The sequence below is a fragment of the Microbacterium thalassium genome (assembly GCF_014208045.1).
Lineage (GTDB): Bacteria > Actinomycetota > Actinomycetes > Actinomycetales > Microbacteriaceae > Microbacterium > Microbacterium thalassium.
In genome coordinates this window covers 2,346,407-2,362,340 of sequence record NZ_JACHML010000001.1, presented here as the reverse complement: position 1 = coordinate 2,362,340, position 15,934 = coordinate 2,346,407, and the positions used below count along the sequence as shown (strand labels likewise).

Below are 15,934 nucleotides of genomic sequence, written 5' to 3'. Positions count from 1 at the left end.
CGGTAGGTATGGCTTCGAGCCCCCGTCGCAGTGCCTCTGCCGAGGCGACCACCCCGCAGCACCGGCTGGACTCGTTCCCCGAGAAGCAGGGGATGTACAACCCCGACTTCGAGAAGGACGCGTGCGGCCTCGCCATGGTGGCGACGCTGCGCGGACGCGCCGGTCACGACATCATCGACCTGGCGCTGACCGCGCTGCGCAACCTCGAGCACCGGGGCGCGATCGGGTCGGATGCGGGCACGGGCGACGGAGCGGGCATCCTCACGCAGATGCCCGACGACTTCTTCCGCGCGGTCGTGGACTTCGACCTGCCGCCGATGGGGGAGTACGCGGCCGGTCTGATCTTCCTGCCGCGCGACGACGAGGCGCGCGCCGCGCAGAAGGCGGGCATCGAGCGGATCGCCGAGAGCGAGAACCTCGTCGTGCTCGGCTGGCGCGAGGTCCCCACCGAGGGCGAGAACCTCGGCAAGCTGGCGTTCGACGCGCGCCCCGCGTTCGAGCAGCTCTTCGTGTCCCGGCCCGCCGTCGGCGACGCCCCGGCGCTGTCGGGCATCGCGCTGGACCGCCGCACCTATCGCCTCCGCAAGCGCTCGCGCACCGAGCTCGGCGCCTACTTCGTCACGCTCTCGTCGCGCACCATCGGCTACAAGGGCATGGTCACGACGCTGCAGCTCGAGCCGTTCTACCCCGACCTCCAGGACGAGCGCTTCGCCTCGGAGCTCGCCGTCGTCCACTCGCGCTACTCGACGAACACCTTCCCGTCGTGGCCGCTGGCCCAGCCGCTGCGCATGCTCGCGCACAACGGCGAGATCAACACCGTCAACGGCAACCGCAACTGGATGCGCGCGCGCCAGTCTCAGCTCGAGTCCGAGCTGATCGGCGACATCGCCCCGATGCTGCCGATCTGCACCGAGGGCGCGAGCGACTCAGCCTCGTTCGACGAGGTGCTGGAGCTGCTCACGCTGACGGGACGGAGCCTCCCGCACGCCATCATGATGATGGTCCCCGAGGCCTACGAGAAGCAGGCGACGATCGACCCGGACCTGCGAGCGTTCTACGAGTACCACTCCGGCCAGATGGAGCCGTGGGACGGCCCGGCCGCGCTCATCTTCACCGACGGCACGCTCGTGGGCTCGACCCTCGACCGCAACGGCCTGCGTCCCGGTCGCTGGACCGAGACCACGGACGGTCTCATCGTCATCGGCAGCGAGACCGGCGTGCTCGACATCGAGCCCGAGCGCATCAAGCGCCGCGGGCGCCTGCGTCCCGGCCGCATGTTCCTCGTCGACACCGCCCAGGGCCGCGTCATCGAGGACGACGAGATCAAGCGCGACCTCGCGACGATGCACCCGTGGCAGGAATGGCTGGATGCGGGACGCGTCAAGCTCGCGGACCTCCCCGAGCGCGAGCACATCGTGCATCCGATCGCCTCGATCACGCGCCGCCAGCGCACGTTCGGCTACACCGAGGAAGAGGTCAAGATCCTCCTCACGCCGATGGGCCAGAACGGCGCCGAGCCGCTCGGCGCGATGGGCAGCGACACACCCGTCGCCGTGCTCAGCGACCGTCCGCGCCTGCTGTTCGACTACTTCACGCAGCAGTTCGCGCAGGTGACGAACCCGCCGCTGGACTCCATCCGCGAAGAGGTCGTGACCTCGCTGTCGCTCGGGCTCGGACCCGAGCGCAACCTCCTCGCGTGGGGCCCCGGCCACACCCGGACCGTCACGCTCGACTTCCCCGTGATCGACAACGACGAACTGGCGAAGATCCAGCACATCGACACGGCCCTGCCCGGGCGCAGCTCGGTCACGATCCGCGGTCTGTACCGCGTCGAGGCCGGCCACAAGGGCATGCAGAAGCGTCTCGCGCAGATGTGCGCCGAGGCGGACCAGGCGATCGAGGACGGCGCCGAGTTCCTCGTGCTCAGCGACCGCGACTCCAACAAGGACCTCGCGCCGATCCCGTCGCTGCTCATGCTCGCCGCCGTGCACCACCACCTCATCCGCAACCAGACCCGCATGAAGGTCGGTCTCGTCGTCGAAGCGGGCGACGTGCGCGAAGTGCACCACGTCGCGACCCTCATCGGCTTCGGCGCGTCGGCCGTCAACCCGTACCTGGCCATGGAGACGGTGGAGTACCTCGTGCGCGCCGGCTTCATCACGGGGGTCACTCCCGAGAAGGCGGTCGCGAACCTCATCAAGGCGCTCGGCAAGGGCGTTCTGAAGATCATGTCCAAGATGGGCATCTCGACGGTGTCGTCCTACGCCGGCGCCCAGGTCTTCGAGGCCGTCGGCCTGTCGCAGGAGTTCATCGACGCCTACTTCACGGGCACCGAGTCCAAGCTCGGCGGCGTGGGACTCAGCGTCATCGCGGCGGAGAACGCCGAACGTCACCGCTACGCGTACCCCGAGGACGCCGCCGTGCGCGCGCACGAGCGCCTGTGGACGGGCGGCGAGTACCAGTGGCGCCGCGACGGCTCTCCGCACCTGTTCAATCCCGAGACGGTCTTCCGCCTGCAGCACTCCACGCGCACCCGCCGGTACGACATCTTCCGCGAGTACACGAAGATGATCGACGACCAGGCGAGCGAGCTGAAGACCCTGCGCGGGCTGTTCCGCCTGAAGACCGAGGGCCGCACACCGGTGCCGATCGACGAGGTGGAGCCCGTCTCGGCGATCGTCAAGCGGTTCTCGACGGGTGCCATGAGCTACGGCTCGATCTCGCGCGAGGCGCACGAGACCCTCGCCATCGCGATGAACCGCATCGGCGGCAAGTCCAACACCGGCGAGGGCGGCGAGGACGTCGACCGGCTGCTCGACCCCGAGCGCCGCAGCGCCATCAAGCAGGTCGCATCGGGTCGCTTCGGCGTCACGAGCATGTACCTGACGCAGGCCGACGACATCCAGATCAAGCTCGCCCAGGGCGCCAAGCCCGGCGAGGGCGGTCAGCTGCCCCCGACGAAGGTGTACCCGTGGGTCGCTCGCACGCGTCATGCGACCGCGGGCGTCGGCCTCATCTCGCCGCCGCCGCACCACGACATCTACTCGATCGAGGACCTCAAGCAGCTCATCTTCGACCTGAAGCGGGCGAACCCGACGGCGCGCGTGCACGTCAAGCTCGTGAGCCAGTCGGGCATCGGCGCGGTCGCCGCGGGGACCGCGAAGGCGCTCGCCGACGTCATCCTCGTGTCGGGCCACGACGGCGGCACCGGCGCGAGCCCGCTGAACTCGCTCAAGCACGCCGGCACCCCGTGGGAGCTGGGTCTGGCCGAGACGCAGCAGACGCTCATGCTCAACGGTCTCCGCGACCGCGTCGTGGTGCAGGTCGACGGGCAGATGAAGTCCGGCCGCGACGTCATCATCGGCGCGCTGCTCGGCGCCGAGGAGTTCGGCTTCGCGACCGCTCCGCTCGTGGTGTCCGGATGCATCATGATGCGCGTGTGCCACCTCGACACGTGTCCGGTCGGCGTGGCGACGCAGAACCCCGTGCTGCGCTCGCGCTTCACCGGCAAGCCCGAGTTCGTCGTGAACTTCATGGAGTTCATCGCGCAGGAGGTGCGCGAGTACCTCGCCGAACTCGGCTTCCGCTCGCTCGACGAGGTGATCGGCCACGCCGAGCTCCTCGACGTCGACGGCGCGATCCACCACTGGAAGGCGAACGGCCTCGACCTCGCGCCTGTGCTGAACGGACCCGTGTTCGCGGACGACGAGGCGCGACGCAACACGCGCGAGCAGGACCACGAGCTCGAGCAGCACTTCGACGTGTCGCTCCTGGAGCACGCGCAGGACGTCGTCGCGCACGGCGGTCACCTCGAGCTGGATCTGCCCATCCGCAACACCGCGCGCGCGGTGGGGACGATGCTCGGCCACCACGTCACGCGCGCGCATGGCGAGAACGGCCTGCCGTCCGGTTCGATCGAGATCACCCTGACAGGCTCGGCCGGACAGTCCTTCGGCGCCTTCCTGCCGGCCGGCATCACGCTGCGCCTGGAGGGCGACTCGAACGACTACGTCGGCAAGGGGCTCTCGGGCGGACAGATCGTGGTGCGCCCGCCGCGCGGTGCGACCTTCGACGCGTCCAAGAACGTGATCGCCGGAAACGTCATCGGCTACGGCGCGACGCAGGGGACGATGTTCCTGCGCGGTGTCGTGGGGGAGCGGTTCTTCGTGCGCAACTCCGGCGCCACGGCGGTCGTCGAGGGCGTGGGCGACCACGCGCTGGAGTACATGACCGGCGGTCTCGCCGTGATCCTCGGCGCGACCGGCCGCAACCTCGGCGCCGGCATGTCCGGCGGCACGGCCTACGTGCACGACCTGGACCCCGAGCTGGTCAACCGCGAGGCGCTGGCCGGGCGCGAGCTCGAACTCTCGCCCCTCGGCTCGGGCGACGCCGAGATCCTGCACGATCTGCTCGAGCGTCACGTGGCCGAGACCGGCTCCGAGCTCGCGCAGTCCATGCTGGACGACTTCGACAACGTGATCGGCCGGTTCGTGCGGGTGCTCCCGCGCGACTACGCGGCCGTGCTGCAGACGCGCCAGGCCGCGGTCGCCGAGGGGCTGGACCCCGACGGCGAGGTCGTCTGGGGCCGGATCCTGGAGGTGACGGGTGGCTGACCCGAAGGGCTTTCTGAAGGTCACCGAGCGGGAGCTCCCCGCGCGGCGACCGGTTCCCGTCCGCATCATGGACTGGAAAGAGGTGTACGAGCACGGCGACGCGGGGGTCCTGCGGCGCCAGGCCGGGCGCTGCATGGACTGCGGCATCCCGTTCTGCCACCAGGGCTGCCCGCTGGGCAACCTGATCCCGGAGTGGAACGACCTGACGTGGCGCGGCGAGGGCCGCGCGGCGATCGAGCGCCTGCACGCCACGAACAACTTCCCCGAGTTCACCGGGCGGCTCTGCCCCGCGCCGTGCGAGAGCGCGTGCGTGCTCGGCATCAACCAGCCCGCCGTGACGATCAAGCAGATCGAGGTCTCGACGATCGACGAGGCGTTCGCCAACGGCTGGGTCGAGCCCGAGCCTCCGGGGCGCCTGACGGGCAAGACCGTCGCCGTGGTGGGCTCCGGCCCCGCCGGCCTCGCCGCCGCCCAGCAGCTCACCCGCGCGGGCCACACCGTCGCGGTCTTCGAGCGCGACGACCGCATCGGCGGGCTGCTGCGCTACGGCATCCCCGACTTCAAGATGGAGAAGCGTCATCTCGAGACGCGGCTGCGGCAGATGCGCGACGAGGGCACACGGTTCCGCGCCGGCGTCGAGATCGGTCGCGACATCACGTGGGACGACCTGCGCACCCGCTACGACGCGGTCCTGATCGCGACCGGCGCCACGGTTCCCCGCGAGCTGCCGCTGCCGGGCCGGGACCTCGCCGGCGTCCACTTCGCCATGGAGTACCTCGTGGAGTCCAACCGCGCCACGGGCGGCGACGCGGTGCCCAACCAGATCACCGCCGAGGGCAAGCACGTCATCGTCATCGGCGGCGGCGACACCGGTGCGGACTGCATCGGCACGGCGCACCGTCACGGGGCGCTCAGCGTCACCAACCTCGCGATCGGCAAGCGGCCGCCCGAGGATCGTCCCGAGCACGAGCCGTGGCCCATGTCGCCGCGCGTCTTCGAGGTCCAGTCGGCACACGAAGAGGGCGGCGAGCGGGCGTACCTCGCCTCGACGGTCGAGTTCCTCGGCAACGACGCGGGCGAGGTGCGGGCGCTGCGCGTGGCCGAGACCGAGTTCGTCGACGGCCGCCGCGTCCCCAAGAGCGGAACCGAGCGCGAGATCCCCGCGGACCTCGTGCTCATCGCGATGGGCTTCACCGGTCCGGAGCAGGCCCACCTGAGCGAGCAGCTCGGCACGCAGTTCACGGGCCGTGGCAACGTCCAGCGCGAGGACGACTACCAGACCGTCACGCCGGGCGTCTTCGCCGCCGGCGACGCCGGACGCGGGCAGTCGCTCATCGTCTGGGCGATCGCCGAGGGCCGCGCGGCCGCCGCGCGCATCGACGAGTACCTCATGGGCGAGACCGAGCTGCCCGCTCCCGTTCACCCCACGGATGTCGCGATCGGTCTGGCGCACGCGTAGGCTGGCGACGGCCTCCAGGCCACCTGGGACTCACACAGAAAGCACGGAATGAGACGCGCCAAGATCGTCGCCACGCTGGGACCTGCGACTTCGTCGTACGAGATGGTGCGAGCCATCATCGACGCCGGAGTCGACGTCGCTCGATTCAACCTGAGCCACGGGGACTACTCGGTCCACGAGAACAACTTCGCCAATGTGCGCAAGGCGGCCGACGACGCCGGGCGCTCGGTCGCGGCGCTCGTCGACCTGCAGGGGCCCAAGATCCGCCTCGGCAAGTTCGCCGCCGGCCCCCACGACCTCGCCGAGGGCGACATCTTCAAGATCACGATCGAGGACATCGCCGGCACCAAGGAGATCTGCGGAACGACGTTCAAGGGGCTGCCCCAGGACGTCGAGGCCGGCGACATGCTCCTGATCGACGACGGCAAGGTCCGCGTCGAGGTCGTCGAGACCGACGGCACCGTCGTCACCACGAAGGTCGTCGTCGGCGGCCCGGTCTCGGACAACAAGGGCATCAACCTGCCCGGCGTCGCCGTCAACGTCCCCGCGCTCAGCGAGAAGGACGAAGCCGACCTGCGATGGGCTCTCAAAGCCCGCGCGGACTTCATCGCGCTGTCGTTCGTGCGCAACGCCAAGGACGTCCAGCGCGTGCACACGATCATGGCCGAGGAGGGGTACCGCATCCCCGTCATCGCCAAGATCGAGAAGCCGCAGGCGGTGGACAACCTCGAGGAGATCATCGACGCGTTCGACGGCATCATGGTCGCCCGCGGCGACCTGGGCGTCGAGCTGCCGCTCGAGGCCGTGCCGATCGTGCAGAAGCGCGCCGTCGAGCTGTGCCGCCGCATGGCGAAGCCCGTCATCGTGGCGACCCAGATGCTCGAGTCGATGATCCACAGCCCGGTTCCCACGCGCGCCGAGACGAGCGACGTCGCCAACGCCGTGCTCGACGGTGCGGATGCCGTCATGCTCTCGGGCGAGACGAGCGTCGGCGAGTATCCGACGATCGTCGTCGAGACCATGGCCCGCATCATCGAGGCCACCGAGGAGCACGGGCTCGAGCGCATCGCGAAGCTCCAGAACAAGCCCCGCACGCAGGGCGGCGCCATCACGCTCGCCGCGATGGAGGTGGCCGAGTTCGTCGACGCCAAGTACCTGTGCATCTTCACGGAGTCCGGCGACACCGCGCGGCGCATGTCGCGCCTGCGCCCCGGCATCCCGACGATCGGCTTCGCGACCGACCCCGCGATCCGCCGCCGCATGGCGATCACGTGGGGCGTGCGCTCGACCCTCGTGCAGCCGGTGTCCCACACCGACCGCATGTTCATCCAGGTGGACGACTACCTGCTGTCGAACGATCTCGCCACGGTCGGCGACAAGGTCGTGGTGATCTCCGGCTCGCCTCCCGGCATCATCGGCTCGACCAACGACATCCGCATCCACCGTGTCGGCGACGCCGTGCACGGAAAGGCTCCGGTGTACCGCGAGTAGCCCACGGCGATACTCCGACGACGACGGTCGCTCCACTATCGTGAGAGCGACCGTCGTCGCTTGTATCGAGGAGGATGCCGATGGGTCTGCTGGGGGATTTCTTCTGGATCCTGCTGTGGAGCTTCTACTTCATGGCGTACATCTACATCGTGGTGCTCGTCATCATGGACCTGTTCCGCGACGAGGAGCTCAACGGCTGGTTGAAGGCGGTGTGGATCGTCTTCCTCGTGTTCGTGCCGTTCCTGACCGGACTGGTGTACATCATCGCGCGGGGCAGGGGCATGGCCGCCCGCACACAGGGCCGTCGCGCCGCCGTGCCCGAGGAGGACGACTACCGGCCCGCGGCCTCGGCGAGTCCGTCCGAGGACATCGCGCGCGCCAAGGCGCTGCTCGACTCCGGCGCCATCAGCCAGGGGGAGTTCGACGCGCTCAAGAGCAAGGCGCTGGGCAACCAGTACTTCGGAGCGTGAGCAGTGGATGCGGGCGGTCGTGCTGTCACGACCGCCCGCTCACGTGCCGGTGGTGGGGGTCGAACCCACACGCCCTTTCGGGCAACCGATTTTGAGTCGGTCGCGTCTGCCATTCCGCCACACCGGCGGGCACGTCCGCGAATGACCATACCGTAGGATTCAAAGGTGACCGAGCAAGAGCAGAACGCCCCCGCAGCCAGTTCGACCCCCCGTCGCGTCGTCGTGGCGGAGGACGAGTCGCTGATCCGCCTCGACATCGTCGAGATCCTGCGTGACAACGGCTTCGACGTGGTCGGCGAGGCCGGCGATGGAGAGACCGCGGTCGCGCTCGCGACCGAGCTGCGTCCCGACCTCGTGATCATGGACGTCAAGATGCCGCAGCTGGACGGCATCTCGGCGGCCGAGAAGCTCAGCAAGAGCCACATCGCCCCCGTCGTGCTCCTCACCGCCTTCAGCCAGAAGGAGCTCGTCGAGCGCGCGAGCGAGGCCGGCGCCCTCGCGTACGTCGTGAAGCCGTTCACCCCGAACGACCTGCTGCCGGCGATCGAGATCGCGCTGGCCCGCTACGAGCAGATCATCACGCTCGAGGCCGAGGTCGCCGACATGGTCGAGCGCTTCGAGACCCGCAAGCTCGTGGACCGCGCGAAGGGTCTGCTCAACGAGAAGATGGGCCTGAGCGAGCCCGAGGCGTTCCGCTGGATCCAGAAGGCGTCGATGGACCGTCGCCTCACCATGCAGGACGTCGCGAAGGCGATCATCGAGCAGCTGGCGCCCAAGAAGGCCTGACGCGGCGCCCGCTCAGCGGCGCACGCGTCGGTGGGATGCGACGTTGAGCGCGGTCGCGACCACGAACAGGCCGCCGGCCGTGAACCACAGCGCGCGGCTGATGGACGCGAGCGGCCACCAGTAGAACATCGCCGTCGCCAGATACAGCACGACGTAGGGGACGAACACACCCCACCTGATCGGCGACCGCCAGGAGATGCGCAGGACGTACTCCACGACGAATCCGAATGTCGCCCAGACCAGGAAGAGGAGCCCGGCGAGTGCGAACGACCAGTCGGCTCCCGCGACGAGCAGCGCGATACCGACGCCGGCGGCCGGGATCGACAGGGCGTACACGATCCACCCGAGGCGGACGGCGATGTCGAGGCTGATCAGGCGCACGGCGAAGTGGACGACGAGAACGGTCTGGAACGCCAGAGCGCTCACCGCGTAGACGACCTCGCTCGACCCCATGCCTGGATTCGACCTCGCCGCCGGCGGTCGCGCAAGGCCGAAGGTCCTCCGCGGAGCGCGGTCGGACCGCGCCCGTCGGCGACGCCGTCTACGCCGTGGGTGCCGGGGACGTCGCGCTCTCGACGTCCTTGATCATGTTCGTGATGCGGATGGTGGAGCAGCGGCGTCCCTGATCGTCGGTGACGACGATCTCGTGCACCGTCAGCGACCGTCCGAGGTGGACCGGCGTGCACACCGCCGTCACGAGGCCGGACGTCGCCGACCGCGTGTGCGTGGCGTTGATGTCGACGCCGACCGCGAGGCGCCCGGGACCCGCGTACAGGTTCGCCGACATCGAACCGAGCGACTCGCCCAGCACGACGTATGCGCCGCCGTGCATGAGCCCGACCGGCTGCGTGTTGCCCTCGACCGGCATCGTGGCGACCGCACGGTCGACGGTGAACTCCGTGAACCGCATGCCCATCTTGTCCGCGAGCGCGCCGAGCCCGCGCCGGGCGGCCCACTCGAGTCCGTTGACGTTCGCGGGGGCGTGCTCGGTCATGGTCACCTTCGGGGAGGGGCGGACGGGGCGTCCGGGGCCCGGACTAGGCTGTCGGGGTGACGGACTCCGCAAAGCCTACCCTCCTGGTCGTCGACGGCCACTCGCTGGCGTATCGGGCGTTCTACGCCCTTCCGATCGACAACTTCTCGACCAAGGACGGCCAGCACACCAACGGCATCTACGGGTTCCTGGCGATGCTGGTCAACCTCATCAAGGCCGAGCGCCCGACGCACATGGCGGTCGCCTTCGACACGTCCCGTCAGTCGTTCCGCACGCGCGAGTACGCCGAGTACAAGGCGAACCGCTCCGAGACGCCCGCGGAGTTCAAGGGGCAGATCCCGCTCCTGCAGGACTGTCTGGACGCGATGGGCATCACGGTCCTGCAGAAGGAGGACATCGAGGCCGACGACATCCTCGCCACGCTCGCCACGCAGGGCGCCGAGCGCGGGTACGAGGTCCTGGTGTGCTCGGGCGACCGCGACACGATCCAGCTCGTGAACGACGACATCACGCTCCTCTACCCGAACGTGCAGGGCGTGTCGCAGCTCAAGCGCTACGACCCGGCTGCCGTGGTCGAGAAGTACGGTCTGCCGCCCGCCCAGTACCCCGACATCGCGGCCCTCGTCGGCGAGACCAGCGACAACCTCCCGGGCGTGCCCAAGGTGGGGGAGAAGACCGCCGTGAAGTGGCTGACCCAGTTCGGCACGCTCGACGAACTGCTCGAGCGCTCCGGCGAGATCAAGGGCGTCGTGGGCGGCAACCTGCGCGAGCACCTCGACGACGTCCGCCGCAACCGGGCGCTCAACAGCCTGCTGCGCGACGTCGAGCTCCCGGTGACGGTGGACGAGCTGGCGGTCCGCCCCCTCGACGCCCAGGCCGTGCGCGACATCTTCGCCCGGCTGGAGTTCCGCACGCTGCTGCCGCGCGTGTTCGAGGCGGCCGGCGTCGACGAGGCGATGGCGCCGGTCCAGCAGGCTCCCGCGGCGTCGATGCCCGCGCCGGCCGAACCCGACGCCGCCGGTCTGCTGGCCTTCGTCGAGGGGGCGACCGGCGAGGTCGGCGTCACCGTCGTGACCGAGGGCGGTCTGCCCGTGCGCATCGGCGTCGCGACGGCGGACGCCGCGGCCGAGGCGACCTGGAGCGACGAGCTCGCCGCCGCCATCGGGCCCTGGCTGGCCTCGGCCGCGGCGAAGGTCATGAGCGATGCGAAGCCTCAGGTGAAGGCGCTGCGCCGTGCCGGCATCCGCTTCGACGCTCTGGCGTTCGATCCGATCATCGCGGGATGGCTCGTGCGGCCGAGCTTCCCCGACAAGACCCTCGCCGACCTGGTGGAGCGGTACCTGGACGAGAAGCTCCCCGAGGCGGACCCCACCCAGCTCGTGCCCGAGACCGAAGGCGCCACGCCGGGCCAGCTGGCGTGGTTCGCGCTGCGCGTCGCCGACGCACTGCGCGCCGAGATGCCGGCCGCGGTGGCATCCGTCCTCACCGACATCGAGCTGCCCACGCTCCAGGCCCTCGCCGACATGGAGCTGGCGGGCGTCGCGGTCTCGCACGACAAGCTCTCGGAGTTCTCGGGCGAGCTCGGCCGGCGGGCCGACGGCATCGCCCAGGAGGCTTTCGCCACGATCGGCCGCGAGGTCAACCTCGGCTCGCCGAAGCAGCTGCAGGAGGTGCTCTTCGAGGATCTCGGGCTGCCGAAGACCCGCAAGACCAAGACCGGCTACTCCACGGACGCCGCCGTGCTCGCCGATCTGCAGGAGAAGAGCCCGCACCCGTTCCTGGACCTGCTGCTCCAGCACCGCGAAGCGACCAAGCTGCGCCAGATCATCGAGTCGCTCGACGGCTCGATCGCCGCCGACGCACGCATCCACACCACCTACGTGCAGACCGGCAGCCAGACCGGCCGCCTGAGCAGCACCGACCCGAATCTTCAGAACATCCCCGTGCGCACGGTCGAGAGCCGCCGCATCCGCGCCGCGTTCGAGGTGGGCGAGGGATACGAGACCCTGCTGACGGCGGACTACTCGCAGATCGAGATGCGGATCATGGCGCATCTGTCCGAGGATCCGGGCCTCATCGAGGCGTTCAACTCCGGCGAGGATCTGCACCGTTTCGTCGGCGCACGCGTGTTCGGCGTGGAGCCCGAGGACGTCACACCGGCGATGCGCACCAAGGTCAAGGCGATGTCGTACGGCCTGGTCTACGGCCTGTCGGCGTTCGGACTGTCCAAGCAGCTGCGCATCGAGCAGTCCGAGGCCAAGCAGCTCATGCTGGAGTACTTCGCGCGCTTCGGCGCCGTGCGCGACTATCTGCGCTCGTCGGTCGAGCAGGCGCGCATCGACGGCTACACCGAGACGATCTTCGGCCGACGCCGGCCGTTCCCCGACCTCGGCAGCCCCAACCGCGTGCTGCGCGAGAACGCCGAGCGCGCGGCGCTCAACGCCCCCATCCAGGGCAGCGCCGCCGACATCATGAAGATCGCGCTGTTCCGGATCCACCGCGAGTTCCTCGACGCCGACATGCGCTCCCGCGTCCTGCTGCAGATCCACGACGAGCTCGTGGTCGAGGTCGCGCCGGGGGAGTGGGACGCGGCCGAGCGGATCGTGCGCGATCGCATGGGCGATGCCGCCGAACTGACGGTGCCACTGGATGTGCAGATCGGCCGCGGCGAGGACTGGGACGAGGCCGCGCACTGAGTCCGGCCGGTGACGGGACCGCGTCCCGCGGCGGCTAGGCTCGAAGGATGACCAACCCTTCCCGTACTCCGTCGCAGATCGACGCGATCGCCGAGGCCTGGGTCGACACCGTCGCCGATCTGTCGCCCTCGACCGCCACCTACATCGGTCGCTCCGAGCACAACGAGCGCCTCGAGGACCTCTCGCCGGCCGGACACGAGCGCGTCGCGGAGGAGATCCGCCGCACGCTCGGCGCCGTGCGCGAGGCGACGCCCGTCGACGCGATCGACGAGGTGACCAAGACCGACCTCGTGCGCGACCTCGAGCTCTCGCTCGAGCTGCACCACGCGCAGTGGGATCTTCGCGATGTGAACGTCATCGCGAGCCCCGCACAGAACCTGCGCGGCGTGTTCGACCTGATGCCGACCGACACCGCCGACGACTGGGAGGTCGTCTCGAAGCGCCTGCGCGCGCTTCCGGCCGCCCTCGACGGCTACGTCGAGACGCTGCGCGCGGGGATCGCCGGGGATGTCGTCCCCGCACGCCGCCAGGTCCTCGAGGTCGTCGCCCAGATCGAGCGCTACACGGCGCCGTCCGGCTTCTTCGCCGAATTCGCCGGCAACGCCGCGCCGAAGGAGGGCCAGCTGCCGGCCGCCCTCGCCCGCGACCTCGCCGACAACGCCAACGCGGTGCGCGTCGCATACGACCGGCTCGCCGACATCCTGCGCACCGAGCTCGCTCCGGCCGCGAGCGAGGAGGACGCCGTCGGCCGCGACCTCTACGCGCTTCACTCGCGCCGCTTCCTCGGCGCCGCCGTCGACCTCGACGAGACGTACGAGTGGGGTGTCGAGGAACTCGCGCGCATGGTCGCCGAGCAGGAGTCGATCGCGAACGAGATCAAGCCCGGCGCCACCGTCGAAGAGGCCGTCGCGTTCCTCGAGGCCGACGCCTCGCACAAGCTGCACGGCACCGACGCCCTCCAGAAGTGGATGCAGGAGACCTCGGATCGTGCGATCGAGGAGCTCGGCCGCACCCACTTCGACATCCCCGAGCCCATCCGCGCGCTCGAGTGCATGATCGCGCCGACGCAGGAGGGCGGGATCTACTACACCGGTCCCACCGACGACTTCTCGCGCCCCGGGCGCATGTGGTGGTCGGTGCCCGAGGGGGTCACCGAGTTCGACACGTGGCGCGAGCTGACCACCGTCTACCACGAGGGCGTCCCCGGGCATCACCTGCAGATCGCCCAGCAGGTCTACAACCGTGCCGAGCTGAACTCGTGGCGTCGACTGCTGGCCGGCACCAGCGGGCACGCCGAGGGGTGGGCCCTGTACGCCGAGCGCCTCATGGAGCAGCTCGGCTACCTCGACGACCCGGCCGATCGCCTGGGGATGCTCGACGGTCAGCGCATGCGCGCCGCGCGCGTGGTCCTCGACATCGGTGTGCACCTGGGCAAGCCGCGCCCCGACGGACAGGGGACGTGGGATGCCGACTACGCGCTGGAGTTCATGCGCGCCAACGTCAACATGCCCGACGCCTTCGTCCGGTTCGAGGTGAACCGCTACCTCGGCTGGCCGGGCCAGGCCCCCAGCTACAAGGTGGGGCAGCGCATCTGGGAGCAGCTGCGCGACGAGGTCGCCGAGCGCGAGGGCGACGACTTCTCGATCAAGGCGTTCCACAAGCGGGCGCTGAACATCGGCAGCGTCGGCCTCGACACGCTGCGCACCGCGCTGGTCGGCTGAGCAGCCGCGGCGCGAGACGTGATCACGCGGGGAGGTCGTCGGACAGCAGTCCGATGACCTCCTCGTCGCTCGTCTGGGTGAAGTCGTCGTAGTACTGCCCGACGGCCCAGAAGTCCGCTGCCGGGTGCAGGCACACGTACTCGTCCACGGCGTCGGCGGACGGATGCCAGGAGGCCGGGGCGACCGGAGACGCCAGCACGATCCGCGCCGCGCCCTCGGCGCGCAGGGCGAGGCAGGCCGCCGTCGCGGTGGCGCCGGTGGCGACGCCGTCGTCGACGACGAGCGCCGCGCGGCCCGAGAGATCGGTCACGCGGCGAGGGAATACCCTCGTTCGGCGGGCGAGTTCCCGCCGTTCGGTCTCTTCCACGGCCTCAAGGTCTTCGTCGCTGACGCCGCCGGCCGCGCTCTCGTCCAGGACCCGCACGCCTTCGGCGATCGCGCCGACCGCGTACTCCTCGTGCGCCGGCGTGCCGATCTTGCGCACGACGGCGACGTCGAGCGGCAGCTCGAGTGCCCGGGCGACGCGAGCCGCCACCACCACCCCGCCGCGGGGGATGCCGAAGACGACGGCATCCGAACCGCGCCAGGCCTCCAGAGCCGAGGCGAGGTCGTCCCCGGCCGCCCCTCGATCGGCGAACAGCGCCATATCGCCACGCTACGCCGCGGGCGCCACGCCCACGAGGGGTGTGCCGCAAGCGGGCGGTGCGCCTGTCAGCGGTCCTCGGAGAATCGCACTGCAGCCCGGAACTGCGCGGCGACGTTGGACCCCACGCCGAGGGGCCACCGGTGGATGATGTACGCGGCAGCTTCGTCGACGGCGAGCTTGCGCGTGGAGTTGCCCGCGCGCACCCACAGCTCCGGGTCGGCCGACTTGCCCGCTCGCAGGTAGACCGGCCGCGGTGACGCGGACATCTCCACGCGGCACACGGTGCGGTGTCCCTCGTCCGCCGGCACGTCGGCGAAGTCCACGCGCACGAGAGATGCCGCCGCGGTGCCGAGCGAGGTCGTCATGAGATCTCGCAGCCACAGTTCGTAGCGATCGAGGTCGGGCGTGCGCAGGGTCGCGAGATCGGCGTCCAGGCCGAGGGCGGCACCGGAGTCGTCGACGCCGATGAGCAGTGCGCCGCCGTCCGCGTTCAGGAACGCCGCGACCGTCTTGGCGATGACCTGCTCCATGCGGTCGTCCTTCTTGCCCGTGTGCAGGTTGATGCGCGCGGTCGACTTGAACTCGACCTGGTCGGACTCGCCGGCGCGCATCAGCTGGACGATGCTCGCCCGGGTGGGGCGCTGCAGGTGGGCGGCGACCGCGCCGTAGACGCCGATGGACAGGACCGCCATCCCGAGCGTGGTCACCAGTACCAGCGGGCTTCCCAGGCGGGGTTCGGGATCGATCAGCTGCGCGACGAGGAGCCCCACGACGATCCCGAGGAGGGAGAGCAGGATGGCCGTAGACGTGCGCAGACGCGCGCGCCCGCGCAGAAGCAGACGTGCGATCCCCGAGAAGACGAGGGCGACGAGCACCGCGCCGAGGATGACCACGGCGACGGCCCACGGCGGCGCGGTGGCGAGGACGTTGTCGGACACCACCCGACCCTAACCCGTTCCGGCGGCCTTGCCGGATGTCGGCGTCGATCGGGATCACCGACGGACGGGTGTCGCGCGAGAGGCGCTGGACGGAGCGCTCGACGAGCACTCAGTGGTCGG

The 15,934-nt window shown here is 70.1% G+C and carries 11 protein-coding genes and 1 tRNA gene; 7 read left to right on the top strand and 5 right to left on the bottom strand.

Going from position 1 to position 15,934, the window contains the following annotated elements:
* Positions 1–8: 8 nt before the first annotated feature.
* The 4 genes from gltB (at position 9) to HD594_RS10830 (ending at position 8,033) form a co-directional block, all read left to right on the top strand.
* Positions 9–4,613, top strand: coding sequence for a glutamate synthase large subunit (gltB, locus tag HD594_RS10845; RefSeq protein WP_184750977.1), 4,605 nt, complete (start codon positions 9–11; stop codon positions 4,611–4,613).
* A complete protein-coding gene (locus HD594_RS10840) occupies positions 4,606–6,072 on the top strand; it encodes a glutamate synthase subunit beta (protein WP_184750976.1) in 1,467 nt (488 codons plus the stop codon). Before gltB ends, HD594_RS10840 begins: the two co-directional genes overlap by 8 nt.
* 48 nt (positions 6,073–6,120) lie before the next feature.
* On the top strand, positions 6,121–7,563 hold the full coding sequence (gene pyk / locus HD594_RS10835) for a pyruvate kinase (RefSeq protein ID WP_184750975.1): 1,443 nt from the start codon (positions 6,121–6,123) through the stop codon (positions 7,561–7,563).
* A gap of 80 nt (positions 7,564–7,643) precedes the next feature.
* Positions 7,644–8,033, top strand: a complete 390-nt coding sequence (locus tag HD594_RS10830; RefSeq protein ID WP_184750974.1) for an SHOCT domain-containing protein — start codon at positions 7,644–7,646, stop codon at positions 8,031–8,033.
* A gap of 44 nt (positions 8,034–8,077) precedes the next feature.
* On the opposite strand, the gene HD594_RS10825 is transcribed toward HD594_RS10830, so the two are convergent.
* A tRNA-Leu gene (locus HD594_RS10825) sits at positions 8,078–8,160 on the bottom strand.
* A 38-nt stretch (positions 8,161–8,198) separates the two neighbouring features.
* Here HD594_RS10825 and HD594_RS10820 point away from each other — a divergent pair.
* Entirely contained in the window at positions 8,199–8,819 is a 621-nt protein-coding gene (locus tag HD594_RS10820; RefSeq protein ID WP_184750973.1) for an ANTAR domain-containing response regulator, read from the top strand.
* A 12-nt stretch (positions 8,820–8,831) separates the two neighbouring features.
* Here the strand turns inward: HD594_RS10820 and HD594_RS10815 are convergent, their stop codons facing one another.
* Together HD594_RS10815 and HD594_RS10810 are read right to left on the bottom strand one after the other, a co-directional pair.
* Positions 8,832–9,272 (bottom strand): hypothetical protein, encoded by a 441-nt coding sequence (locus HD594_RS10815; RefSeq protein WP_184750972.1) that lies wholly within the window; start codon positions 9,270–9,272, stop codon positions 8,832–8,834.
* Positions 9,273–9,360: 88 nt separating this feature from the next.
* Positions 9,361–9,813: a hotdog fold thioesterase gene (locus tag HD594_RS10810; RefSeq protein ID WP_184750971.1), complete on the bottom strand. Its 453-nt coding sequence runs from the start codon at positions 9,811–9,813 to the stop codon at positions 9,361–9,363.
* Between the two features lie 56 nt (positions 9,814–9,869).
* Between HD594_RS10810 and polA the strand changes: the two genes are divergently transcribed.
* On the top strand, positions 9,870–12,509 hold the full coding sequence (polA, locus tag HD594_RS10805) for a DNA polymerase I (protein WP_184750970.1): 2,640 nt from the start codon (positions 9,870–9,872) through the stop codon (positions 12,507–12,509).
* A gap of 47 nt (positions 12,510–12,556) precedes the next feature.
* Positions 12,557–14,230, top strand: coding sequence for a DUF885 domain-containing protein (locus HD594_RS10800; protein WP_184750969.1), 1,674 nt, complete (start codon positions 12,557–12,559; stop codon positions 14,228–14,230).
* A gap of 22 nt (positions 14,231–14,252) precedes the next feature.
* Here HD594_RS10800 and HD594_RS10795 read toward each other — a convergent pair whose 3' ends face one another.
* Entirely contained in the window at positions 14,253–14,876 is a 624-nt protein-coding gene (locus HD594_RS10795; RefSeq protein ID WP_184750968.1) for a phosphoribosyltransferase, read from the bottom strand.
* A 65-nt stretch (positions 14,877–14,941) separates the two neighbouring features.
* The gene (locus tag HD594_RS17855; protein WP_221446603.1) at positions 14,942–15,814 is read right to left on the bottom strand and encodes an AlbA family DNA-binding domain-containing protein; all 873 of its coding nucleotides are present in this window, start codon (positions 15,812–15,814) and stop codon (positions 14,942–14,944) included.
* Positions 15,815–15,934: the final 120 nt, after the last annotated feature.